Genomic DNA, 24,549 nt, shown 5'->3' with positions numbered 1-24,549 from the left:
GAGTAGTAAAATAATGAATAATAAACGTGATTCATACAATCGTGATGATCTTCTAGCCTCAAGCCGTGGTGAATTGTTTGGTGAAGGCTACCCTCAGTTACCTGCGCCTAATATGTTAATGATGGATCGAGTGACCAAAATGTCAGAAACCGAAGGAGATTTCGGTAAAGGGCTGATTCTTGCAGAATTGGATATTTCCCCTGATCTTTGGTTTTTTGATTGCCATTTCCCCGGAGACCCGGTGATGCCTGGCTGTTTAGGGCTGGATGCCATGTGGCAATTAGTCGGCTTCTTTCTTGGTTGGGTTGGAGGAAAAGGCAAAGGACGCGCACTTGGTGTCGGTGAAGTAAAATTTACTGGGCAAATTCTTCCGACAGCGAAAAAAGTTACCTATGAAATTCATATGAAACGGGTGGTGAATCGTAGGTTGGTCATGGGGTTAGCTGATGGTCGTGTTTTAGTGGATGGTAAAGAAATTTATGTGGCTAAAGATCTAAAAGTTGGTCTTTTTCAAGATACTTCATCATTCTAAAGGTAATTAGGCAGCCGATCCGGCTGCCTAATTTTAGAACAATAAAATTAGTTATAGTGCACTAGGGCCTATTGGCCATAAGTACGTAATAAAAACAAAAAGCCCCTTTCGGGGCTAAGATCCATGGTGTATGTGGAAAATTATTTGTAGAGACCAGAGTTTTTATCATCTCTAGCATCACGCCAACCACCTAACCAATACGAACGAGCGTCAGTTTGTTGATAAGGACATTCATCGGGTGAACGTCCATTCAACCCAGCTTTATATCCTTGAGATTGCGCTCTTTCTAGGCGATCACGCTTTTGTCTCTTCATAGTGCAGTCCTCATACAGTAACTTGTGTTTAACGTACAACTATTAAAACGATGTGGCAAATTGATGACCACATCATTAAGAATTGACCAATAAATGGACTTTCTCAAGGCATAAAAAAGGCACAAGTCCAAATCTGTGAACTTGTGCCCTATTTAACAATTTTCTAGTCTTTCTTACGGAACCCAACGAGCCCAAATAACATCAAAGCCCACAATCCTATCGTTGCTCCTTTACGATCAATCGATTGATCGTCGGTGCCACGTTGAACAATATCTTCACTCGTCGCGCCAGCAATTGGAATAAGCTTAACCGCAACCGTAGTTTCTTGATTACTACAGGTAGCATTGTGAGCGGTTGAATCATAACCACCAACACATTTAAATGCGCTGGCCGCAATAACACCTGCATCATTAATATCAGTTGCATCAATAATGCGGTATTGGTTATTGTTATTTGAGAACTCACCACCATTGGTGAGATCATCTAACCACCAAGCTTGGTTATTAAAGATATTTTTGCGCTCATCATTGCTATTCTTACCATTATATGGGTAAATAAAACCACGTTTACGACGTGGTTTACCACTCACTTCACGAGTATTATCGGCATCGATTTGGCCAACCATTTCATTATAGTTATTCATTGCGCCCGCTTTACCCCCTGCACCTTCAAAGAAAATGCCTCCCGATAAGAATGCAGCGGTTGGTGAAGAAGAGGAAACATCCGGCACAATAAATAATCGATTGGCATACGCCCCTTTCTCTGCGGTTGCTCGTTTTGCTTCACCAATTGCAATTAAATTTGCATTGACTGAAGTTAAAAGGGAATTGGTGTGGATTCTATCTCCACTTGTGCCGCCACCAGAATAGACCGTCGCCCCTTTTACAGCTATCGCTTCTTTTGGAGCTAAATTATCGTCTTGAATGGTTAGTGGAGTAATACTCGCTTGCATATAATGATTTTTATCATAGAAGGTGTTAAAACCAACCGCATAAAGTGTTTTATTATCACCTGAAATAACAAAATCTCTTAAGCTAGCTTGTGCGAGACGTTGATCCCTTTGTTCAGAAACTCCAGCCCCCCAAGGTAACGATGTCATACTGTCTTTAGGACTCGAATTTTTCCAAATCGCTCCTTTCGAAATATAAAAATCCCCTTCATTATTTACTTTTCCGCTTGCTACACTGCCTACAGTATAAGTACCATCCGTTTTCCAAGATCGAGTTTGTAATCCAAGGTCGACATCTTGAGTACCAACGAGTGCAGTGACAGAGTTACGCCTATATCCTGTTACATTACCGAGGTCAGAAACAATACCGACCGGTTGTCCAGCTTCGGTCAAACTATTGACAACAACATTCTTGGTTTCATCAATTGCTATCCCTTCGTCTTCAATAAAAGCGATGGCATTTGGTGTTTGCTCACCATTGATTTCTTTGTGCCAAAGATTCCAACGAATCGATGCCCAACTTTCACAAGTAGAATAACGTAACTCGTTATTACAATAACGCTCAAAATCACGCAGTTCTTGAATATACACGAAGGTATTATCAATTCTAAACGGCACTTCTTCTCGGTAGCTAAGGCCATCTATCGCTTCACCATCATGAGTTTCGATTAACCGCGTTTCACCGGCAAGTTTAAACGATGATGCACAATCTGTTGCTCCATTGGCAAAGCAACCTAATGGTTCATTCACCATACCAGGCTGAATGGCGACACCATAACTACTTTTATAATCCAAGTTTGTTGATGGGCTAACCTCAACCACTTGATACAGTGCTGCTGAGGCTGAGGTTGAAGATAAGATGACGGCACTAATCAGCGTCCGTTTAAACGTATTACTACTCATTCGTTTCATTAACTATCCTGTTGTATCGCTTCAAGCTCTTCCCAACGCTCAAAAGCAACTTCAAGCTCCTGCTCATAAGCAGCCAGCTTCTCTAAAATGGGTTGGGTAATCTCTACAGCTTGGCTGAAAAAGTCGGGAGTATTGACCTCTAACTGTAGCGTTTCAATTTGTTCTTCTAACTGTTCAAGCTGGGCCGGCAAAGCTTCCAGCTCACGTTGTAGTTTATACGATAACTTCTTCGCTTTAGGCTTTGGTGATGTGGCTTTTAGAGGGGGCTCAACCGATTGCTCTTGTTTCTGCCTCACACCTTCATTTGCACGAGCTTGCTGCACTTGTTGACGCTGCTGCTGCGCATCGTGATAACCACCTACAAACTCTTCAATGTGTCCATTACCTTCAAAAATCCAACTGGTCGTCACTGTATTATCAACGAACTCACGATCGTGACTCACTAATAATAATGTGCCCTGATAGTTGGCAAGTAAATCCTCTAAAAGTTCCAATGTTTCGATATCTAAATCGTTAGTGGGCTCATCAAGTACTAATAAGTTATTGGGTTTTAAGAAAATTCTCGCTAGCAATAGCCGGTTTTTCTCACCACCTGACAACGCTTTGACTGGTGTTCTAGCCCGCTTTGGCGCGAAAAGAAAATCTTGTAAATAACTTAAGGCATGACGTTGACGCCCAGCTACCGTCACTTCTTGTTTTCCATCAGCTAAATTATCAATCACGGTTTTTTCAGGATCGAGTAATTCACGATATTGATCAAAGTACGCGACGTCCAATTTTGTCCCGCAGTGCAATCGACCGCTATCAGGGGTCAGCTCACCCAGTAACAGCTTAAGTAACGTACTTTTCCCACAGCCATTTGGACCAATCAGTGCAATACGATCACCTCGCATAATATTAAAACTAAAGTTACGAACAATCGGTTTGCCTTGAATGGAAAAGTTAAGGTTTTCCGCTTCAAATACAATTTTTCCTGAGCGGGATCCATCATCAATTTTAAGATTCACTTTACCTTGAACTTCACGTCGCTCGCTTCGCTCTTGTCGTAACTGCTTTAAGGCTCTCACTCGGCCTTCATTACGTGTTCGGCGCGCTTTTATGCCCTGACGAATCCAGATTTCCTCCTGAGCCAATTTTTTATCAAACTCAGCATTTTGCATCTCTTCAATACGCAATTGCTCTTCTTTTTCAACCAAGTATTGATCGTAGTTACCAGGAAAAGAGTTCAGTTTTCCTCGGTCTAAATCCAAAATACGAGTGGCCATTGCTTTAATAAACGTACGGTCGTGAGAAATAAAAATGATGGAACCACGAAAATCTTTAAGGAAACCTTCCAGCCATTCAATGGTTGTGACATCCAAATGGTTGGTTGGCTCATCAAGGAGTAAAACGTCAGGTTCACATACTAAAGCACGAGCTAAAGCCGCTTTGCGTTGCCAACCTCCGGAAAGTTCACTTAGTTTCGTTTGACCATTGAGTTTTAACGCCGTAAGCACATTGTTAATTCTGTCTTCCAAGCGCCAAGCACCAGAATGTTCTAGTTGCTCTTGAACCGTGGATAATTTCTTAATATTGGCGTCTGTTGGCGAATGAGTCACAAGATCAAGTAGATCGTTATAGATCTTAAGTTGCTCTCCTGCTTCTTTTAAGCCTCCAGCCACATAGTCATATACATTGCCTTGCTGGTTACGTGGCGGATCTTGTTCTAAACGAGAAACCACGACATCTTGCATTACCTGCATTTTGCCATCATCGAGCAAGATCTCACCCGCGAGCACTTTCATTAGGGTCGATTTCCCTGCACCATTACGACCAACAAGACAAACCCGTTCGTTTTCTTGCAGAGCAAAATCTGCATGATCCAGTAAAGGATGGTCACCGAACGCCAGTAACCCGTTATGAATGGTAATTAATGCCATTATTTTCTAACCACTGAGTTAATTCATTAAAATCGAAAGGCCAGTTAAGTTCACTGCCTTGGAATGCAATCACCGGTATGGTGACACCGTAACGAGAGAATAGCTCATCGTCAAAAGCAATATCCACAATAGTGATCGGATCGGCAATATTCGCCTTGGTTAGCAACTGATAAGCTTGCTCACACAAATGACAACCTGAGGTGCTATAAAGTTTAATCACGCTCGCCCCTGCTCTTGTGGTTTATGGGTAATTAACCAGCAGTTATGGATTTGCTTGTTACGCTCAAAATCCATCGGCAAGGTCTGAGTTGAAATATTCTGCGCAAGTAAATCAAGTTCATCTAACCGATCGATATCCATTTTAAAATGGCGCTTATTATTAGAAAATACGATGGTTCCACCGGGGCGTAAAATTCGTTTAAGGTTTTCCATCAATAGAATATGATCTCGTTGCACATCAAATGTCTGCTCCATACGTTTTGAGTTAGAAAACGTAGGAGGATCAATAAAGATTAAATCGTAATGTCCCTGTGCGATGCTTAGCCATTGTAAACAGTCCGCTTGTTCATACTGATGTTGCCGCCCAACCTGCCCATTCAACTTCATGTTTTCTTTCGCCCACTCAAGGTAGGTTTTTGACATATCGACCGTCATGGTGGATTTTGCTCCGCCGCAAGCGGCATGAACCGTTGCCGAGCCGGTATAAGCAAATAAGTTAAGAAAGTCTTTTCCTTTGGCCATTTGTGCAAGACGACGTCGAGTTAACTTATGATCTAAAAATAGCCCCGTATCCAAATAGTCATGCAGGTTAACCAACAATTTGACCCCATATTCATTCACCGTGAATGTCTGAGATTGCTGGGCTAATTTCTGGTACTGAGCCGCGCCTTTCTTACGTTCACGCACTTTGAGTACCACGTTATTTGCATCAGTGCCTGTCACCTGAATCGCCGCACGAATGATGTCTGTTAAGCGACGTTTCGCTTTTTCTTCAGGGATCGTTTTGGGCGGCGCATACTCTTGGATAACGAGTTGATCTAAATAAACATCAATCGCGACGTTGTACTCAGGAAGATCTGCATCATAGATCCGATAGCAGTCTAACCCTTCTCGTTTTGCCCACTTACTGATTTTTGTGAGGTTCTTTTTCAATCGATTAGCGAAATCAGGGGCAATGAGTGACGGGCTTGATGAATCCGTTAATTGAGAAGTATCGCGCTCTGCAATCGTGTAGTTTTTTTGGTGACAAGGTAACGCACCATTATTCAATTTAAACTGCTTTTCTGCCCGCATACGCAAACAACTCAGTAGTTCATCAGAGCTGGAAAAGATAGAAGCCTGACAACCACCAAACTCAGCTTTTAACTGCCCACCAAAGGCAGTATAGAGAGCAATCAAACCAGGATGAGTACCTAGCCGTTCACCATAAGGTGGGTTACATACGATCACACCATGCTCAAAACCTTGTGGACGAGTCAGTTTTGCCGCATCAGCTAACTCAAATTGAATCAGTTCATCAACCCCGGCTCGTCGGGCATTCTCTTTTGCCATTTGCAAAACACGAGGGTCATTATCGGCCCCAAAAAACTTAGTGTCAGCTTTTTTGACACCTTTACGTGCTTGAACGGCCGCTTCTGATTTTATCTCAGCCCAGAGCTCAGGTTGAAAGTCTTCTAAAGCTTCAAAGCACCATTTGGCTCTTTTTAAGCCTGGAGCAATATTAGCCGCCATCATCGCCGCTTCAATTAATAAGGTACCAGAACCACACATGGGATCGAGCAATGGTCGACTAGGCTGCCAGCCACTGCGAAGAAGAATGGCGGCCGCGAGTGTTTCTCGTAAAGGAGCGCGCCCCGATTCAGGACGATAGCCACGAATATGTAACCCTGCCCCAACCATATCAATACCGAGTAAGGCTTTTTCTTTGTGGAGTCGGACGTGAACCCGAAGATCAGGTTGATCTTTACTGATCGATGGCCGAGGTAGATTCTTCTTGTTAAAACAGTCTACGATCGCATCTTTTACTTTCATCGCCCCATATTGACTGTTACGAATTTCACGGTTAGTACCATTAAAGTCCACCACAAACTTCTTTGAACTATGAAAGTGGTTCACCCAGTTCACCGCTGCGGCAGATAGGTATAAATCCATATCATTCTGGCAAGTAAATTCAGCAACAACACGTACGAATCGAGAAGCAAGTCGGCTCCATAAACAGCAGCGATAAATACATTCATTAGAGGCAGTAAATTTAACCCCTGCTTGAACAGGTTTGGCGTCAGAAATCCCAAGTTGGGTAAGTTCTTCTGCTAATAGATTCTCAAGACCGTTGGAGGTCACCGCTAGATATTGATTCATAGTGTTCTTTAACTGCTAAAAATGGTTTCAGATTATAGCTGACAACTAAAGCCCATGGCTAAGCTAAACAACGGATTTTAACAAAAAACTCTCAGTCTGCTTAATCATTAAACAGTTAAGTCATTTAATTTTGCCTAAATCTCATGCTGCAATCACATTTTCAATTTGAGTAAAAATCACCACGATACTGACTCAGCCTTTTTAGTTTCTTTGATAAATATCTATCGTTCTTAGTGCTTCGCATGAGAAGTGAGTATTTATTCACTTAAAATCTGGACTATACCAAACACATAAAGTCGCTGTAATTTAACAACAAACGTTGCTAAAAAGGGAATTTTTCCTTTATTTTGGCTAGAATTATCATAGCTATGCGTCACATCTAACAAAAAAAGAAAAGAAAAAATGCGTAGAATATCGCCTTCTTTAACCAAATTTGAACTGTGTTATAAACGAGAGACCGAACGGTAGGCAAAAAAAATCGGCGAGATGCCGATGGGAAATGAAACAAAGGAACGAAAACAGTTAGGTAAAATTAACCAACCAGTGCCACAGACTCTGGTTGTAAAATATGATTGGCTAATGCCATTCTGTCGTGCATCACCTTAATCACTTGTCCAAACTCTAAGGTTTTAGAGCCGGTTAAAATAAATGGTTGCAGATCAACCAATGCACATAAGCTCGCGCTCTCTCCTACTTCGAGAACAATGAAATACCCTTGATTATGGCCATTTAGTAAACTGACCATATCGCCTTCTTGAGGCGCAAGCTCATCGTCCGATTGCTGGTAATCGAAAAACCAACTTCTGGGTTGAACCGGCTTATGGAACCGTTTAGCTGCCACACAATACAGGGCTAATTCAACTTTACGAGGTTCCGGCAGATCTAAACCACTAACACATTCTTTATAGGTTTGGTAATCCGATGCATCATCAACAGAAAAATGATTTTCTGCAAACGCACAATCAACCAGTAAATTGCGACTAAGATTGGTGCGAAACACCATCTCCTCGCCGAGATCGAGCATCAAATAGCCTTCGCTATCTGAATAGTACCAACGCCATTTATCACTGGGTTTTAGCATTATTCTGGCTCTCTATTTACTTTACTGGAATAATCAAACGATGAGGTAAACGACTTTATTACCTATTAGTGCCATTTTAGGAAGGACATCATAAAAAAAAAGAGGAAATGAATGATTCATCTCCTCTGAAAGTCACCTTGTCACTTTATAAAATATCTCAATGAATTATAAATTTTTAACAATATCGCTCACCAGCTTAGGCCCGTGATAAATGAATCCGCTATAAACTTGAATTAACTTAGCTCCGGCAAGCAATTTTTCTTTCGCTGAAACATAAGAATCTATCCCCCCCACACCAATGATAGGGATCTGTTCACCAAGTTGTTGGTAAAGAAGTTTAATCACTTCTGTACTACGAGATTGTAATGGTCGCCCACTTAGTCCACCAGCCTCATTCGCGAACTTCATCCCTTCGACTAATGTTCGATCTAAGGTTGTATTCGTCGCGATAACTCCGTCTATTTTATACTTTAGTAGCGACTGGCAAATCTGTTTTAGCTCTTGGTCGGTTAAATCTGGTGCAATTTTCAATGTTAACGGAACATACTTATTGTGCTGTTCGGCAAGTTCATTTTGTTTTGCTTTAAGTGTCGCCAATAGTTCATCAAGAGCTTGACCATATTGTAACGTACGCAATCCTGGCGTGTTTGGCGATGAGATATTAATCGCAATATAACCCGCATAAGGATAAACCTTATCCATACAGATTAAGTAATCCTCTACCCCTTTTTCTATCGGCGTGTCTTTATTCTTACCAATATTAATGCCGATAATCCCGTCATAATTTGCTTGTTTAACATTCTCAACCAGATGATCGACACCTAAATTGTTAAACCCCATACGGTTGATGATTCCTTCCGCGTGCACTAAGCGAAATAACCTCGGTTTGTCATTACCCGGTTGAGGGCGAGGAGTCACGGTTCCAACTTCAACAAAACCAAATCCCATCGCTCCAAATGCTTCTATGCATTCACCATTTTTATCAAGCCCAGCAGCCAAGCCCACTGGATTTTTGAAGGTAAGCCCCATGCATTCAACAGGACGTTGAGGAAGGTGTTGACGGTAGAAGAGATCGAGAGGTGTACCAGTGAAACGTTTGAAATTTTGAATGGCGAGATCATGCGCCTTTTCAGCATCCAGTTGAAAAAAGCCAGCTCTGGCTAAGCGGTAAAGCATACTGCCTCCGAAAAAAATAAGCCCCGAATAAACGGGGCGTTATTATTGACTTAATCGGTTAACAATTCAATGCTTATTCTACGCCCTGACAATTTAAGTTCAGTAGCATCAATTCACGCATGGCAACCGAAAATTTAGCAAACTCATGTACTGCTCCAACTTTAAATTCATTAAGAATATTGTCCCAACGCTGCAAAGCATTAGTATTATTTTGCATCCATCGCTCTAGTGCATTGAGTACATCTGACGAGTCAGTGTGACTGAAGCACGCCAAAACTTGCGCGGTTAATTGACGTTGTTGCCAATCCAGATCTTCTCTGAATGCCGCTCGCGCTAACGCTTGCCAGTTGTTTTCGACGGCCTGGTGATTAATTTGTTTCAAAAACCAATGTAATGATAGGCGATCACCTAAATTAAAATAAAGTTTTGCCGTAAGCTCAACCGGAACCTGTTTTTCGTGTGAAACCGCAGAAATGTCTAAAGCAGAATATAAGCTAGATAAGCGCGCAACATAATGGGCTAATTCATGATTGACCCCTTGATTTATCCAGCTTTCAGCAAGAGTATTGTGCTCTAGCACTTCACTTTCGACTAGTACCAGATCCAATTGTTGAGCGATCTTTTGCACATCAGACTGGTAATGCTCCACAACAGAAACAACTGAAGACTGATTTATTCGATTGCGTAATAACCAACGAGATAAACGGCGTAATGTTCGACGAACTTGGAACATCATATCGTATTGTACTGAACTTACCGCTTGATTATCGAGTCCACGAATCTCTTGTAACACTTTCTCTAATTGATAAATCTCACGAACGGCCGAATACGCATTAACAATATCAACGACTTTAGCTCCTGTCTCTTCTTGCAAACGGGTGACAAAGTTGCAGCCCATTTCATTAACCATCTGGTTAGTCAATGCCGTGGCGATAATTTCTTTACGTAGAGGATGTTGTTTCATCTTTTGCGCATAGTGACCGCGTAACTTTGATGGGAAATAATCGATCAATTGCTTAGCATGAAATTCATCATTCGCGACCTCATCGCAGGCAAGCTCCTCTTTCAAGCGCATTTTTCCATAAGCGACTAAAACGGCAAGCTCTGGACGAGTTAACGCTTGCCCTTGTTTTTCTCTTTCAAGCAATGTTTCATCATCTGGAATATACTCTAAGCTTCTATCTAAATAGCCTACTTTTTCCATATGATGGATAAAACGAATCTGCTCTTTTACCGTTTCAAGACCAAGAAATTCAGTCACAGAAATCGATTCAGCCTGTGTATAGGCATCTTGGATAACAATCTGCCCCACCTCATCTTCCATCGATTCAAGCAGTTGATTACGCTGTTTTACCGTTAAATCATCGTGAGCAACTAAACTATTTAAAAGAATTTTTATATTCACTTCGTTATCAGAACAATCAACACCACCGACATTATCGACAAAGTCGGTGTTAACACGGCCTCCAGATAAGGCGTATTCAACCCGCCCTAACTGAGTCATACCTAAATTGCCGCCCTCACCAATAATTTTAGCTTGCACCTCATTGCCATTAATACGCACCATATCATTGGCTCTATCCCCAACATCGGCATGCGACTCGTTAGATGATTTTATATAAGTGCCAATACCACCATTCCACAGTAAATCGACCTTCATTTTCAAGATCAATTTGATCAATTCATTTGGTGCAAGTGAACGCCTTTCGGTTGCTAGCATCGCTTGCATCTGAGTTGAAAGAGAAATCGATTTTGCCTTACGGGAAAATACCCCTCCGCCTTCAGAGATTAAGGCTGGATTGTAATTTTCCCAACTGGATCGAGGGAGTTGAAATAAACGTTGACGCTCTTGCCAACTGACATCAGCATCGGGATTCGGATCAATAAAAATATGCGCATGGTTAAACGCCGCTTGCAGGCGAATATGCTGAGAAAGGAGCATTCCATTTCCAAACACATCCCCTGCCATGTCTCCAATACCAATTGCTGTAAAATCTGTCGTTTGGCAATTAATCCCTAATTCACGAAAATGACGCTTGACCGACTCCCAACCACCTTTTGCGGTGATCCCCATGGATTTATGATCATACCCATTTGATCCTCCTGATGCGAAGGCATCTCCTAGCCAAAAGTGGTCATCGGCTGATACTGCATTTGCTAAATCTGAAAATGTAGCCGTTCCTTTATCAGCGGCAACAACAAGGTAGGGATCGTCCTCATCATGGCGAATCACATTAATGGGAGAAACAATTTTTCCGTCGACAATATTATCTGTCACATCTAATAACGACTGGATGAACCGTTTATAGCATCGCTGGCCTTCGGCAAAAATTTCATCTCGATGATTCAATAAAGGCTGTCTTTTACAAATAAAACCACCTTTGGCTCCGACAGGCACTATCACCGTATTTTTGACTTGCTGGGCTTTGACTAATCCGAGAATCTCGGTACGGAAATCTTCTTGTCGATCCGACCAACGTAGTCCACCACGAGCCACTTTACCAGCTCTGAGATGAACACCTTCAATATCCGGGGCATAAACAAATATTTCAAAAGCTGGCACGGGGGCTGGAATATCTGGAATATCGCGTGGCGTAAACTTTAAAGCAAGGCAAGCTTTTGGTTTTTTATGATGATCTACCTGGAAATAGTTGGTGCGAACGGTCGCACAAATCATTTCCATATAGCGTCGTAAAATACGATCGTCATCAAGGCTTTCAACATGATCAAATTGCTCGGTTAATTGATCGATCAATCTCGCTTGTCCCTTTTCTCTCCCCTTATAACTGGGATCAAAGCGACACATAAATAAGGCGACAAGATCTTGAGCTAACTCTGGATAATGGTTTAACGTCTCCTCAATGTACTGTTGACTAAAAGGAAAACCAACTTGACGCATATAACGTGCATAAGCCCTTAAAATAGACACTTCCCGTCCTGTTAATGATGCGCCTAACACTAAACGGTTAAATCCATCACTCTCTAATTCACCGTGCCAAATTGCAGAAAATGCTTGCTGAAAGCGATCTCGTGCTTCACGAAGATCCACTTGTTTATTACTTTTGTGAAGCATGGAAAAATCGAGAATCCAATACGTTTGTCCATGGTTTTTTTTGATCTCATAGGGAGATTCCCCAATAATCCGCAAACCCAGGTTTTCTAGCATCGGCATCACATCGGATAAATGGATAGGCTCATCACGATGATAAAGTTTAAGTCGAACTGCTTTTGAGTCTTTTTGCTCTTCTTGAGGTCGATAAAAGAGCATTCCCAATTTATGCTCTTCATTTAAAGCTTCTAGACGTTCAAGATCAGAGACGGCAGATCCGGGCATGACACTCTCTTTATAAGATCGAGGAAAAGCGCTTAAATAGGCTTTAGCGAGAGGACGCCCGTGACTTTCGCCAAAATTGGCGATTATCGCTTGAGAAAGTCGATCATCCCAACTGGTTGATGCTTCCATTAAATTTTGCTCTATTTTTTTTACATCAATATTGGCATTATTATTATCCACTCGCACGATGTAGTGGGTTCTTGCTAAGGGACTTTCTGAGAAATAAGTGGTAAATTCAACATCTTGTTCACACCCAAAATAATCTTTCAAAATCCGCTGGGTTTGTTTCCTTAGCTCGGTGTTATAACGCTCTTTGGTCACATAAACCATGCAACTGAAAAAGCGTCCAAAGGGATCTCGTCGTACAAAAAGTCGGATAAGATCTCGGTCTTGCATTTGGACCACTCCCATCCCTACGGCTAATAATTCTTTTTCATTGGCTTGTAGCAGTTCATCGCGGGGATAATTTTCTAAAATATTATGTAACGCTTTATAGGCATAAGACCCGACTCGATATCCACTGGCCAACAAAATACGTTGCACTTTCTCTCGAATAAGGGGAATGCTTTCTACCGTTTGGTTATAAACCGCCGAGGTGTATAAGCCGGTGAAACGATGCTCTCCGATGACTCGGCCATTCTGATCAAACTTTTTAATTCCAATGTAGTCGGTATAAGCGGGTCGATGAATGCGTGATTGTTTATTGCCTTTAGTAATAATGAGTAAAAATGGTTTTTTGGCTTCTAAACGGGCAGCATCCGAAAATTGAGCCAGCTTCACTTTCCGAACCCGCTTTATCTCTGAAAATAGACCTAACCCGACTTCTTGGGTGGGATGCAACTCGGTATCCCCTTCCACATTAACTAAGTCAAACTCTTTATACCCCATAAAGGTAAAATTATGGTCTCCGAGCCAACGTAAAAAGTTTAACGTTTCTTGATAATGGGCTGACTCAACAGGAATAAATTTTTTTTGTTGTTCAAGTTGGTTGATGACCAATTGGAGTTGACTGACCATTGGCTTCCAATCACGTACAACCAAGGTAACATCACTCAACATACCCACTAGTTCATTTTGCAGTGCAAGCATGTCTTGCTTGGTGTTTAACTTGTCTACTTCAATATGGAATAACGACTGGAGTGAACCTTTTCCTTGATGGATACTTTGCACTCCCCCCTGCTTATCATAGTCAATATGAGTGGGGCCGTTGAGCATCAAATGGCACGTTAATCCTAAACGACTTAACGTCATCTTAATTGAATCAACTAAAAATGGACTATCGGGTAAAACTATCTCAACGATCGTGTGAGTCGATTGCCAACCATGCTTACTCACTGTGGGATTAAACACGCGGACTGACAATGCTTGTGAATCTTTCTCGGTAATATGGTGCCAAAGGCTAACTAAAGCCCCATAAAGATCGGATTCATTTCGCTTGGTAAGATCATCTTGTGCGACATTGCTAAATAGATGTTCTCCAAGCTGAGTAACTAGGGGCTGTTGGGCAGGATCAAGTTGGTTTTGAATGAGTTGATACACTTTTTCTAGGAGAACCGGCATCAAACCTTCACGCACAGTCATAAACGACTCCAAATATTAGAATATTAGATAGGTAGGGTTACGCTGTAAGCATAGTTGCTGCTTACAGTAATGCGATGAATATTGTAAAGATTTGCTAACTGAACGTTAACAATCCTAACCTATCGCTGGTCGTGAAATGTTTAAGACTGTGCGCTGTATATCAATTCACATAGCTATATATCCTTCCCACTTTAAGCTGCAGGGGTGTTGGCTACGTTCGTTACCCAATCACAGCATTTCGAGCTTCACAAATTTATGCTGTTGATCCGTCGTTAAACGAAATCGTCCTTTGATGCCAAGTTGGCTAAGAAATGGTCGTAATTTTGCCGCAGACAATTGCAGCTTAAGGCCATTATCAGTCATGACAATGACGTGACTGGCAGCACCTGAATAGTGTGCGAGAAAAGTTTGATAAGAGATATTGAGGGTAAAAAAGTAATGATTCATAGCCCAATTCAGCACCACAGTTGAGTCGGTACTCATGCTAAGCATAGTACCGACTCTGTGCGACTCATTTTTATTATTAATCTAACGCTTTGGTCACTTTTTCAAAAAGATCGTTGGCTAAATTATCTAAGTTCTTTAATGCTTCGAGTTCTTTCTTCATCAAGGTTTGTCGATGTTGATCATATAGACGGAACTTAAGTAATGGATCGATTAACCGTGAAGCAACCTGAGGATTACTGGTATTTAATTCACGTAAGATCTCGCCAGCAAACTGGTACCCTTCTCCTGTTTTTGCATGAAATCTTACCGGGTTCATCGCTAAGAAAGATCCAATAAGACTGCGAATACGATTAGGGTTTTTCATGCTAAACGCTGGATGTTGCATGGTATTTTTAATCACCAATAACGCATCTTTAGCAGGGTTTGTCCCTTGTAGCGTAAACCACTTATCCATCACTAAGCCATCGTGCTGCCATTTAGCACTAAAATCATTCATTAACGCTTCTCGACATGGCAACTGAGCACTATTGGCGGCATTCATGGCCGCCATGGTATCGGTCATATTATTCGCTTGCTGGTATTGATGATTGACTAAACGTTCACCCTGCTCAGTATAAGCAAGATACCCTAAACAGGTATTGCGTAGAGCACGTCGGCCAATCGCCGCATGGGCAATCGAATACTCTTCTTGTTTCAGTAAATGGTAAATCGCACTCAACTCGTCTGCTAATTCCGTCGCTAAAATCACTTTGAATTGATGCAACACTTGCGCGATAGCATCCACATCGACCTGTTTATACCAACCAGATACCTCATTATGATTCGGCAAAGTCAATACTTCTGCAATAAAGGCTGGCTCTAATGTATCGTTGAGCAAAATCCCCCGGAAGGCATCAATCACGCTATCTGGGAGTTCAATCATCCTTCCTTGCTGTATCGATTCAATATGAGTCCGAATATATTTAGCCAGTAACATTTGTCCGGCATCCCAACGTGCAAAATCATTCGTTGCGTGCACCATAAGGAAGCTCAACTCTTGATCGGTATAATCATACTCAAGTTTAACTGGCGCTGAAAATTCACGTAACAAAGAGAGAATCGGCTTTTCTGGCACCTGATCAAAAACAAAAGTTTGCTTTGACTTAGTAACGTTCAACACATGATGAACCACCTCTCCGTTACATTGTAACGGAATAACCGTCCCATCCTGTTGGTAGAGTTCAATATCCAACGGAATATGTAGCGGTTGCTTATAAGGTTGATCCGCCGTTGGTTCGGTAGTTTGCTCTATCGTCAAAGTATAAGTTGATGAGCTGGCTTGATAACTGCTGCTAATTTTGAGTAATGGGGTACCTGATTGGCTATACCAAAGACGAAATTGTTGTAAATCAATACCACTGGCCTCTTCCATAGCAAGCACAAAATCTTCGCAGGTAGCTGCGGTTCCATCATGGCGTGCAATGTAAAGTTTCATTCCTTTCTGGAAATCGTCTTCACCGAGTAAAGTATGTAGCATACGAATGACTTCACTGCCCTTTTCATATACCGTTAAGGTATAGAAGTTATTCATTTCTATCACTTTCTCAGGGCGAATTGGGTGAGACATAGGGCCTGCATCTTCTGCAAATTGTGGCCCACGAATAATACGGACATTATGAATACGATTAACGGCTCGAGAACCGAGATCTGAAGAAAATTCTTGATCTCGGAAAACGGTTAACCCTTCTTTTAAACTCAGTTGAAACCAATCGCGGCAAGTGACTCGGTTTCCCGTCCAGTTATGGAAATATTCGTGTCCAATGACCGACTCAATACCTAAGTAATCGGTATCAGTTGCAGTATTTTCATTAGCTAACACAAATTTGGAGTTGAAAATATTTAATCCTTTATTTTCCATCGCTCCCATGTTGAAAAAATCAACCGCAACGACCATATAAATATCAAGGTCGTATTCCAGCCCAAAGCGCTGTTCGTCCCAACGCATTGAGTTTTTAAGTGATGCCATGGCATGGTTAGCACGATCTAAATTGCCTTTATCAACAAAAATCGCTAACTCAACCTTGCGTCCAGAGCACGTAATAAATTGATCACGTAATACATCAAAATCTCCCGCCACTAACGCAAATAGATAAGCGGGCTTAGGGTGCGGATCTTGCCATTTCACCCAATGTCTGTCGTTCTCTAACTCACCTTGATCGATCTTATTGCCATTACTTAATAAGAATGGATAAAGCGTTCTATCAGCAATGATGGTTGTTGTGTATTTAGCCAGTACATCTGGTCGATCAAGATAATAAGTGATACGACGGAACCCTTCAGCTTCACACTGAGTACAAAAGGCACCACCAGACTTGTATAAACCTTCTAACGCGGTATTCGCTTGCGGATCAATTTCAGTAATGATTTTCAAAGTAAACTGCGTTGGCAGTTGATAAAGCGTCAAACTTGATTCTGTCTGAGTATAATTGCTCCAATCTGCACCATTCACTTGGAGCGATTGTAAAATAAGCGCTTCTCCATCAAGTACTAACGTTGAGCTTTCTGACTGCTGCTGAATGTGAGAAATGGCGGTCACGGAAGTTTGGTTATCATGGAGATCAAAGAGCAACTCAATCTCACTAATGGTGTGCGTAGGGGCTTGGTAATCTTTGCGATATTTTGCTTGCGGGCTTGTCGCCATGGTCGGGATCCTTTTTGACGTAATCACTGTGACTGATAAAGTTCATCACCGTTATCATTATCTTGTGATCTTAAGCTTGTCAGGGTTAATAACAACCCCCCTAGATAAAAAAAATACGATTATTCTTACCTGGTTTTGCCTCATATCGATACACAAATACTACCCTGACTGACTTTTCAAACCGATAGTAAGCTAAGTGGTTGTGATAAAAAAAGAGCGGACGATAAAGTCCACTCTTCATTATCAATCAAACGTATTACAGCTTAAGCATATCCACCATGATCGCGACAGATTCATTCAGATATGCATCAGGCGTTTCATAATCTTTTGGTACATCACTCAACTTAGCAAATGGTGTTAACCCCAAAGATTTTTGACGAATATTAATCCGTTCTAAACGTTGTCGGTCTGCTTTTTCCATTTCTTCTTTACGTTTTTTTTCATTTAAAGACAATAGGTTATCATCTTTTTCAGCTTTATATTTCTCAATATCTTGCAATATAAAACTAAACTCACGATCAGACATCACTCGCGCTTGATGCTGCTCAATCAGTTTGGGAAGCTGTGCTGTAAAATCATATAACTTGTCATATTGAGCTTTGTCTATGCTATCCCAAGGCAGTGCGTTATCTTCTACACTTTCCCCCGTTTCTTCAGCATTGACTGGCGTTGGGAAGATGATATCAGGAATCACGCCTCGATTTTGGGTACTGCCACCATCAATTCGGTAGAACTTTTGTATCGTGTACTGCACATACCCCAGCTCCTGTTCAAATAAATCATAGATATGATTTAAAGAACGGTGCTGCTGAACCGTCCCCTTACCAAAGGAGTTTTCACCAAGAATGATCGCACGTCCATAATCTTGCATTGCTGCGGCGAATATTTCTGAGGCTGATGCACTGTAACGATTAATTAATACCGTCATGGGGCCTTGGTAACTGATTTTTCCATCCGTATCACTATTAACGTTAACTCTGCCATAACTATCACGAACTTGTACCACAGGGCCACTGGTAATAAATAGTCCAGAAAGTGCCGTTGCTTCCGTTAAAGCACCACCACCATTGTTGCGAAGATCAACAATAATACCATCCACTCCAGCCGTTTTTAGTTCAGAAATGAGGGTATCTGTATCTTGTGACAGACCAACATAAAAACTAGGAACTTCCAATACACCTATTTTTTTACCGTCTTTTTCAATAATTTGAGATTTGACGGCTCGATCTTCTAAACGAATCTTATCGCGAACTATAGTGACAATGTAACTTTTAGCCTCTTTCCCTTCAGGTAAAACTTGTAGCTTAACTTTCGTGCCTTTTGGGCCTTTAATCAGTTGAACCACATCGTCTAAACGCCATCCGATAACATCAACCATTTCACCTTTTTCTTGGCCGACCCCAATAATTCGATCACCTTCACTCAGCTGTTTGCTACTTGCGGCAGGCCCACCAACAACAAGAGAGCGAATTACGGTATAATCATCGGTCATTTGTAGTACGGCACCAATACCTTCCAACGATAAATTCATTTCAGACTGAAATTGCTCTGCATTACGAGGAGATAAATAGCTGGTATGTGGATCAATTTGGCGCGCAAAAGCATTGATGTAGACCTGAAAAACATCTTCACTATGCGTTTGGGTCAAACGTTTAATCGCGTTGTTGTAGCGTTTTGCTAACGTTTCTTGAATTTCAGGCCATGTTTTACCCGCTAATTTCAGATTGAGTGCGTCAAATTTAACTCGCTTTTGCCAAAGTGAATCAATTTCGGCTTGATCTTTCGGCCAAGGTGATTGGGTTCTATCTTGCTCAATCGCATCATCTGAATCAAAAGTAATTTCTTTATCTAGTAACGACAGAGCATATTGAAATCGCTCAAATCGCTTACGCATGGATAGATTATAAAGATCAAAGGCTATTTGGTTATTACCTACTTTTAATTGATCATCCAGTTGCAATGACCAATCTTTAAAAGAATCAATATCCGCTTGAGTAAACAAATTACGGTTATAATCTAGCATGCCAATGTAGCGTGCAAAAATTGCTTGAGAAAACGCATCATCTAAAGAGAAATGTTTATAATGAGAACGAGTAAAACGCGAAGTCACTCTTTTACTCGCCGTTTCATGCTGAACTTCTGGCGTTAAATGAGGAAGATCGTTAATTTTGAGGTTGGCTTCAATAGCCTGAACAGAAAAGGCTGCCAGCAGTAAGCTAGCAGCAATTGATGTTAATTTTAAACGGCATTTCATGCGTAGGAATATCTCCTTTATGCGCGCAGGTGCTCCGTCTTCACAACCATTTGTAGGCCGTTACCGAGTTGGACACGCACATCTTCCTTATTAATCTCAACAATGGTCGCTGCCATGTTGCCTTTACCCATGTTCACATTAACTTGCTTACCAACACTGAGTTCATCAGATTGTAAAGCGCGTGTTTCAACTGGTTTTTTCTCATTTTTTGCTGCAGAGCCCTGAGGGCGACGAGCTTGAGGCTTCTTCGCTTTAGGTTTTGCCTTCGCTTCCTCACGAGCTTTTTTTGCTTGCTCCTTACGACGAGCATCCACTCGAGCTTTGCTCTCAGCTAATGCGGTTTGAGCATGTTCAATATGTTGCTCTTCTAGTTCGCCACAAGCATTACCATCAAGATCAATCCGAACTGCACCAGCTTTTACTCCGTGTAGATAACGCCATGACGAGGTGTATTGCCTTAGCGCAGCTCGAAGCTGAGTTTTGCTTACTTTAGGGTCATCATTAAGACGTTCAGCAAGATCTTGAAAAATACCAATTTTAAGAGGCTTTGCCTCACCTTCTAAAGTAAAGCATTTAGGGAAACATTCAGCAATATACGCAATCACTTCTTTGCTGTTTTTTAACTTTTCAGTGTTTTCCATGAGGATTCCTGGTTGATGCGGCTGGTCCGCGGAGCATTAAATATAAATATGTTCGGTATTATAGTGACCTGACAACGAAAAACCACAGGCAAAGGCGAAATTATGCTTTGTTCGCATGTGAATTGAGCACCTTTTCTACTTCAGTCATTAAAAAAACCAATCCTTGTTGATCGATTGGTGAAAAACGCGCAGTCATTGGGCTATCAATATCGAGAACACCGACCACTTGCTGATGGATAGAAAAAGGGATAACCAGCTCAGAAAGGCTGGCGGCATCGCAGGCAATATGTCCAGGGAAAGCATGGACATCATCCACCCGTTGAACCGTATTGCTCGCAACCGCGGTGCCACAAACCCCTCGACCAACAGGGATTCTCACACAAGCAGGTTGGCCTTGAAATGGGCCTAATATCAATTCATCGTTGCGTAATAAATAGAAGCCAACCCAATTAATGTTATCCAGCTCCATATTCAATAGTGCACTTAAATTGGCAAGATTTGCGACTAAATCGGATTCTGATTCCAATAAGGCGATCGCTTGCTGAGTTAAGCGTTGGTAGTCCTCTATGTTCATTACCATTTTCCATTAAAGAGTTGTGCTAAAAAAGATGCAGCCATGATCAAGATAAAACAAGTCATCTTGGCTTCATTGTTGGTGTTATTTACTCTTTTTATCTGCTCGATTTAAAAAACTCAAGAGAAAATCACTTTCTATTTGCTATCACTTCTAAAGATAGTGAGACTTTTCTCTACCAATAAATTCAGCTCAACTACACTTGATACTGTGATTGTTCACTCGGCGAGAAAATTTGGATTCTATTTATGCAAATAAAAGTATCCGTCAACATGCAAGATAAAGAAACACAGATTCAATTGTGCCAGGGCTGTGAGCTTGCCGTTTATCGTGTTGCCATTCAACCAAAGCAAAGTGCCTATTGTCCCCGGTGCGGCTCGCTGTTATATCAAGGTACTCATCCTTCATTATCTGGAAACCTTGCGCTTGCAATAACCTGCCTACTACTACTTATCCTCGCACACTGGTTTAACTTTTTAACCATTCGACTGTTTGGAATAATGATCTCCGCTTCTTTACCTGCTGGAATATGGGCTATCGCTTCTGAAGGTTACCCTGCTTTGGCCCTTCTGGTCTTTTTTTGTAGCTCTTTGGCTCCATTACTGATACTCATGACGATCATGCTGGCGCATTTCGCGCTGCATTATCGCTGGTTTAATATCTTTCGTTATTCACTGCTCGCCATGCAAAAATTAAAACCCTGGTCGATGATTGATGTTTTTCTGGTCAGTGTTGCCGTTACTTGTTTTAAGCTAATCGACTATGCCGATATTTTTATTGGGCCTGCCCTTTACAGCCTATTGCTCCTACAAATATTAACGATTTTGTTAATCAGTAGAATAAGTAATCAACGCTATTGGGAAGCGTGGCAGCCAGAAAGTCATTATCCTAAGTTGAGTCAAAAACGCATGCATTGTCATTATTGCCACTTGTCTCAAGACGTAAACGAGTACTGTATACGCTGTAACCAAAAACTCCATTACCGAAAACCACTATCGATTCAACGTACATGGGCTTATACCTGTTTGGCCGCCATTGCAATTATCCCTGCCAATGTTATTCCTATCTCTATTTTCATTAGTCACGGCCAGCGGCTAGAGGATACTATTTTTTCCGGCGTTGTGACTTTAATCAACAATGGCATGTACGCTATTGCCGCTATTATTTTTATCGCCAGCATTGTGGTACCAGTTGTGAAAATTTTAGCGCTGATTTATCTACTTCTGACTATTCAATATCACTGTACTCGTTATCATCGTCAACGAATGACGATCTATTACATCATTAAGTGGATTGGTAAGTGGTCGGTGATGGATCTTTTTGTTATCTCTATCATGCTATCTTTGATTGACCATGGCCAATTGCTTAATTTTACACCAGGATACGGCGCGGTTGCTTTTGGCTGCGTTGTTATTTTGACCATGCTGGCGACTGAAAGTCTAGATTCCCGTTTAATATGGGACTCTATCGCGGTTAATACAAATCATAGTGAGTCTTCTGATGAATAAGCAGCCCATCTCTTACTCTCCTGAAATTAAGCGGAATACAGGGATTTCCCCGTTGTGGATATTACCCATTATCACCGTTTTATTGGCTGCTTGGTTTATCACAAAAGCTATTCATGATTCCGGAGAACGTATTCAGATCTATTTTTCTAATGCTCAAGGTCTGATCGCTGGTCGCACAACAATTCGTTATCAAGGATTAGAAGTCGGGATCATAAAAGCGATCAAGCTGGCCCCAGAACTTGATCGTATTTACGTTGACGCCGAGATCTATCCAGAAGCCACAACGTTACTTTCGAGCTCAACACGTTTTTGGCTCGTCAAACCGACAGCGAGTTTATCTGGTGTTTCAGGGCTTGATGCGCTCGTATCTGGTAACTACATTGCCATTCATCCCGGTAATACAGAATCAAAACCAATAGAACATCCAAAAGTATTTGCTGCTGATGATAATGCACCATCCGATTTAATCGCGAATGGCGGATTAATTATCTCTCTACTCGCTGATGATTTAGGAGGATTATCGATCGGATCACAAATTATGTATAAGAAGATTCCTATCGGGGAAGTGTTTCGCTATCAACTGGATCAACAGACTCAATTGGTACTCATTCAAGCGTCAATCAAAGAAGCATATCGTCATTTAATTACCTCTAAAAGCCGGTTTTGGAATGTCAGTGGTCTCGGGGCTCATTTAGGTGTTCATGGTATAGATATACAGTTAGAAAGTTTAAGTACCCTGGTAGGTGGAGCCATTGCTGTTGACTCTTCGGAGGGGGGGAAGCAAGTAGCACAACATCACCAATTTAAACTCTACAAAGACTTAAAAGCTGCCGGGCTTGGCATACCGATTACCATCCATTTACCTGATAATAGCGGCATAAATCCATCCGGTACATCCATTATGTATAAGGGGATTAAAATCGGTCAAGTCGTACGTTTACAACTTAGTGATGATCACACTCACGTTATCGCACATGCAGCGATCCAACCGTCATTTAGTCAGATGTTGACTCGCGGTAGTCGATTTATTTTGCAAGAAGCTAACGTTTCCATTTCAGGAATAGAAAACCTCCCCAATCTGGTAAAAGGCAATTATTTAACATTGATCCCAGGTCAGGGCGATCACACTCGACATTTCACCGCTCTAAGAGCAAAAGACGACGCTAAGAGGTACTCACAACAGCTCGAAATAACACTATTGTCAGAAAGTACATATGGCTTGAATGAAGGGTCGCCATTGCTGTATCGAAACTTAACCGTTGGTAAAGTCGAACGCTTTATTCTCACACCTAACGGAATTGAGATTGTAATTAACATCGATGATCAATATCGCCACCTCATCGATGACAATACCGTTTTCTGGAACCAATCGGGCGTCACAATCGATGCTTCTCTCGTTGGCATCCATATCCAAACAGCACCGTTACCAAGCCTATTACAAGGTGGCATCGCCTTTGACAATCTGCCGGGAATAGAAAATAAACATGGGCAATTCTGGAAATTATATGAAAGCTATCAACGCGCGCAAAAATTTGGTGAGTCGATAACGTTAATAGCAGCAACCAACCCAGGAATTAGCCAAGGAACGCCGATCAAATACCGAGGCGTTAAAATTGGTGAAGTGATGGCTGTTTCACCTAACTTTACGGATAAAAGAGTGACAATTTCTGCACGAGTCCAACCGAAATATGCCTCTTTTATTACTCGCACCAATACCGCTTTTTGGGTCGCAGAGGTAAAAGTGGGTTTCAATGGAATTACCAATTTAGATAGCTTGCTCATCAAAACCATTGAAGTTCAGCCCGGTAATGGAAACAAGAGGCACACATTTACCTTAGCGACTCGCCCCTATCACCCCGAAGGCATTCAATTTACTCTACAAAGTGAAGAAAAAGGCTCTGTTTCGATCGATACACCAGTCAGTTATCGAGGCATGGAGGTGGGGAAAGTTATTGATATCCAACTGGGCTCTCTTGCTGATCGGGTGATCTCCACGATAGAAATCGCTCCGCAATATGCCTATCTGGTTCGTAAAAATACCGTGTTCTGGAATACCTCCGGCATGGATGTTTCTATCGGTTTATCTGGCGCTAATATTAAGTCAGGGACTTTTGATAGTTTGGTCCGCGGGGGTATCGCCTTTGCAACCCCAGATCATCAAACATTATTCGAGCCAGCACCACGAGGGCACACTTTCTACTTGCATCCACATGCACAAAAAGATTGGAAAAAATGGAAAACTGCCATTCCCAAACCATGACCATGAAAACCATGACCATGAATGGGTTG

General features: G+C 41.7%; 16 protein-coding genes. 3 read left to right on the top strand and 13 right to left on the bottom strand.

Going from position 1 to position 24,549, the window contains the following annotated elements; genetic code table 11:
- The first annotated feature begins 13 nt into the window (after nucleotides 1-13).
- Nucleotides 14-532, top strand: a complete 519-nt coding sequence (fabA, locus tag FKN05_RS10885; RefSeq protein WP_099611225.1) for a bifunctional 3-hydroxydecanoyl-ACP dehydratase/trans-2-decenoyl-ACP isomerase — start codon at nucleotides 14-16, stop codon at nucleotides 530-532.
- Nucleotides 533-672: 140 nt separating this feature from the next.
- Here the strand turns inward: fabA and rmf are convergent, their stop codons facing one another.
- The 13 genes from rmf to msrC all read right to left on the bottom strand — a co-directional run bounded on the left by rmf (nucleotide 673) and on the right by msrC (nucleotide 20,752).
- Nucleotides 673-846 carry a ribosome modulation factor gene (rmf, locus tag FKN05_RS10880; RefSeq protein ID WP_099611224.1) on the bottom strand — a complete coding sequence of 58 codons (174 nt, stop codon included), beginning with the start codon at nucleotides 844-846 and terminating at the stop codon, nucleotides 673-675.
- A gap of 163 nt (nucleotides 847-1,009) precedes the next feature.
- Nucleotides 1,010-2,698, bottom strand: a complete 1,689-nt coding sequence (locus tag FKN05_RS10875) for a DUF3466 family protein (RefSeq protein WP_170887562.1) — start codon at nucleotides 2,696-2,698, stop codon at nucleotides 1,010-1,012.
- A gap of 8 nt (nucleotides 2,699-2,706) precedes the next feature.
- Nucleotides 2,707-4,626, bottom strand: coding sequence for an ABC transporter ATP-binding protein (locus FKN05_RS10870; protein ID WP_170887488.1), 1,920 nt, complete (start codon nucleotides 4,624-4,626; stop codon nucleotides 2,707-2,709).
- Nucleotides 4,604-4,846: a glutaredoxin family protein gene (locus FKN05_RS10865; RefSeq protein ID WP_170887487.1), complete on the bottom strand. Its 243-nt coding sequence runs from the start codon at nucleotides 4,844-4,846 to the stop codon at nucleotides 4,604-4,606. The genes FKN05_RS10870 and FKN05_RS10865 overlap by 23 nt, the downstream gene beginning before the upstream one ends.
- Nucleotides 4,843-6,984 (bottom strand): bifunctional 23S rRNA (guanine(2069)-N(7))-methyltransferase RlmK/23S rRNA (guanine(2445)-N(2))-methyltransferase RlmL, encoded by a 2,142-nt coding sequence (rlmKL, locus tag FKN05_RS10860; RefSeq protein ID WP_170887486.1) that lies wholly within the window; start codon nucleotides 6,982-6,984, stop codon nucleotides 4,843-4,845. The genes FKN05_RS10865 and rlmKL overlap by 4 nt, the downstream gene beginning before the upstream one ends.
- Nucleotides 6,985-7,516: 532 nt before the next feature.
- The gene (locus FKN05_RS10855) at nucleotides 7,517-8,065 is read right to left on the bottom strand and encodes a cell division protein ZapC (protein WP_099611221.1); all 549 of its coding nucleotides are present in this window, start codon (nucleotides 8,063-8,065) and stop codon (nucleotides 7,517-7,519) included.
- 165 nt (nucleotides 8,066-8,230) lie between these two features.
- Entirely contained in the window at nucleotides 8,231-9,241 is a 1,011-nt protein-coding gene (gene pyrD, locus FKN05_RS10850; protein ID WP_099611220.1) for a quinone-dependent dihydroorotate dehydrogenase, read from the bottom strand.
- Between the two features lie 73 nt (nucleotides 9,242-9,314).
- A complete protein-coding gene (locus tag FKN05_RS10845; protein WP_170887485.1) occupies nucleotides 9,315-14,156 on the bottom strand; it encodes an NAD-glutamate dehydrogenase in 4,842 nt (1,613 codons plus the stop codon).
- 228 nt (nucleotides 14,157-14,384) lie between these two features.
- Complete coding sequence (locus FKN05_RS10840; RefSeq protein WP_099611343.1) at nucleotides 14,385-14,603, bottom strand: DUF2835 domain-containing protein; 219 nt, start codon at nucleotides 14,601-14,603, stop codon at nucleotides 14,385-14,387.
- A 76-nt stretch (nucleotides 14,604-14,679) separates the two neighbouring features.
- Entirely contained in the window at nucleotides 14,680-17,283 is a 2,604-nt protein-coding gene (gene pepN, locus FKN05_RS10835) for an aminopeptidase N (protein ID WP_170887484.1), read from the bottom strand.
- A 256-nt stretch (nucleotides 17,284-17,539) separates the two neighbouring features.
- A complete protein-coding gene (gene prc / locus FKN05_RS10830; RefSeq protein WP_170887483.1) occupies nucleotides 17,540-19,537 on the bottom strand; it encodes a carboxy terminal-processing peptidase in 1,998 nt (665 codons plus the stop codon).
- 17 nt (nucleotides 19,538-19,554) lie between these two features.
- A complete protein-coding gene (proQ, locus tag FKN05_RS10825) occupies nucleotides 19,555-20,178 on the bottom strand; it encodes an RNA chaperone ProQ (RefSeq protein WP_099611218.1) in 624 nt (207 codons plus the stop codon).
- Nucleotides 20,179-20,278: 100 nt separating this feature from the next.
- Nucleotides 20,279-20,752 carry a free L-methionine (R)-S-oxide reductase MsrC gene (gene msrC, locus FKN05_RS10820; RefSeq protein WP_099611217.1) on the bottom strand — a complete coding sequence of 158 codons (474 nt, stop codon included), beginning with the start codon at nucleotides 20,750-20,752 and terminating at the stop codon, nucleotides 20,279-20,281.
- A 248-nt stretch (nucleotides 20,753-21,000) separates the two neighbouring features.
- On the opposite strand from msrC, the gene FKN05_RS10815 reads away from it, so the two are divergent.
- Both FKN05_RS10815 and FKN05_RS10810 read left to right on the top strand, forming a co-directional pair.
- Nucleotides 21,001-22,260 (top strand): paraquat-inducible protein A, encoded by a 1,260-nt coding sequence (locus FKN05_RS10815; RefSeq protein ID WP_170887482.1) that lies wholly within the window; start codon nucleotides 21,001-21,003, stop codon nucleotides 22,258-22,260.
- Nucleotides 22,253-24,520 (top strand): PqiB family protein, encoded by a 2,268-nt coding sequence (locus FKN05_RS10810; protein ID WP_170887481.1) that lies wholly within the window; start codon nucleotides 22,253-22,255, stop codon nucleotides 24,518-24,520. Before FKN05_RS10815 ends, FKN05_RS10810 begins: the two co-directional genes overlap by 8 nt.
- Nucleotides 24,521-24,549 lie beyond the last annotated feature (29 nt).

Source organism: Vibrio sp. 1-1(7) (assembly GCF_013048485.1).
GTDB classification, from domain to species: domain Bacteria; phylum Pseudomonadota; class Gammaproteobacteria; order Enterobacterales; family Vibrionaceae; genus Vibrio; species Vibrio fujianensis.
The sequence above is the reverse complement of the archived record's forward strand: the minus strand, read 5'-3'. Positions and strand labels throughout refer to the sequence as shown.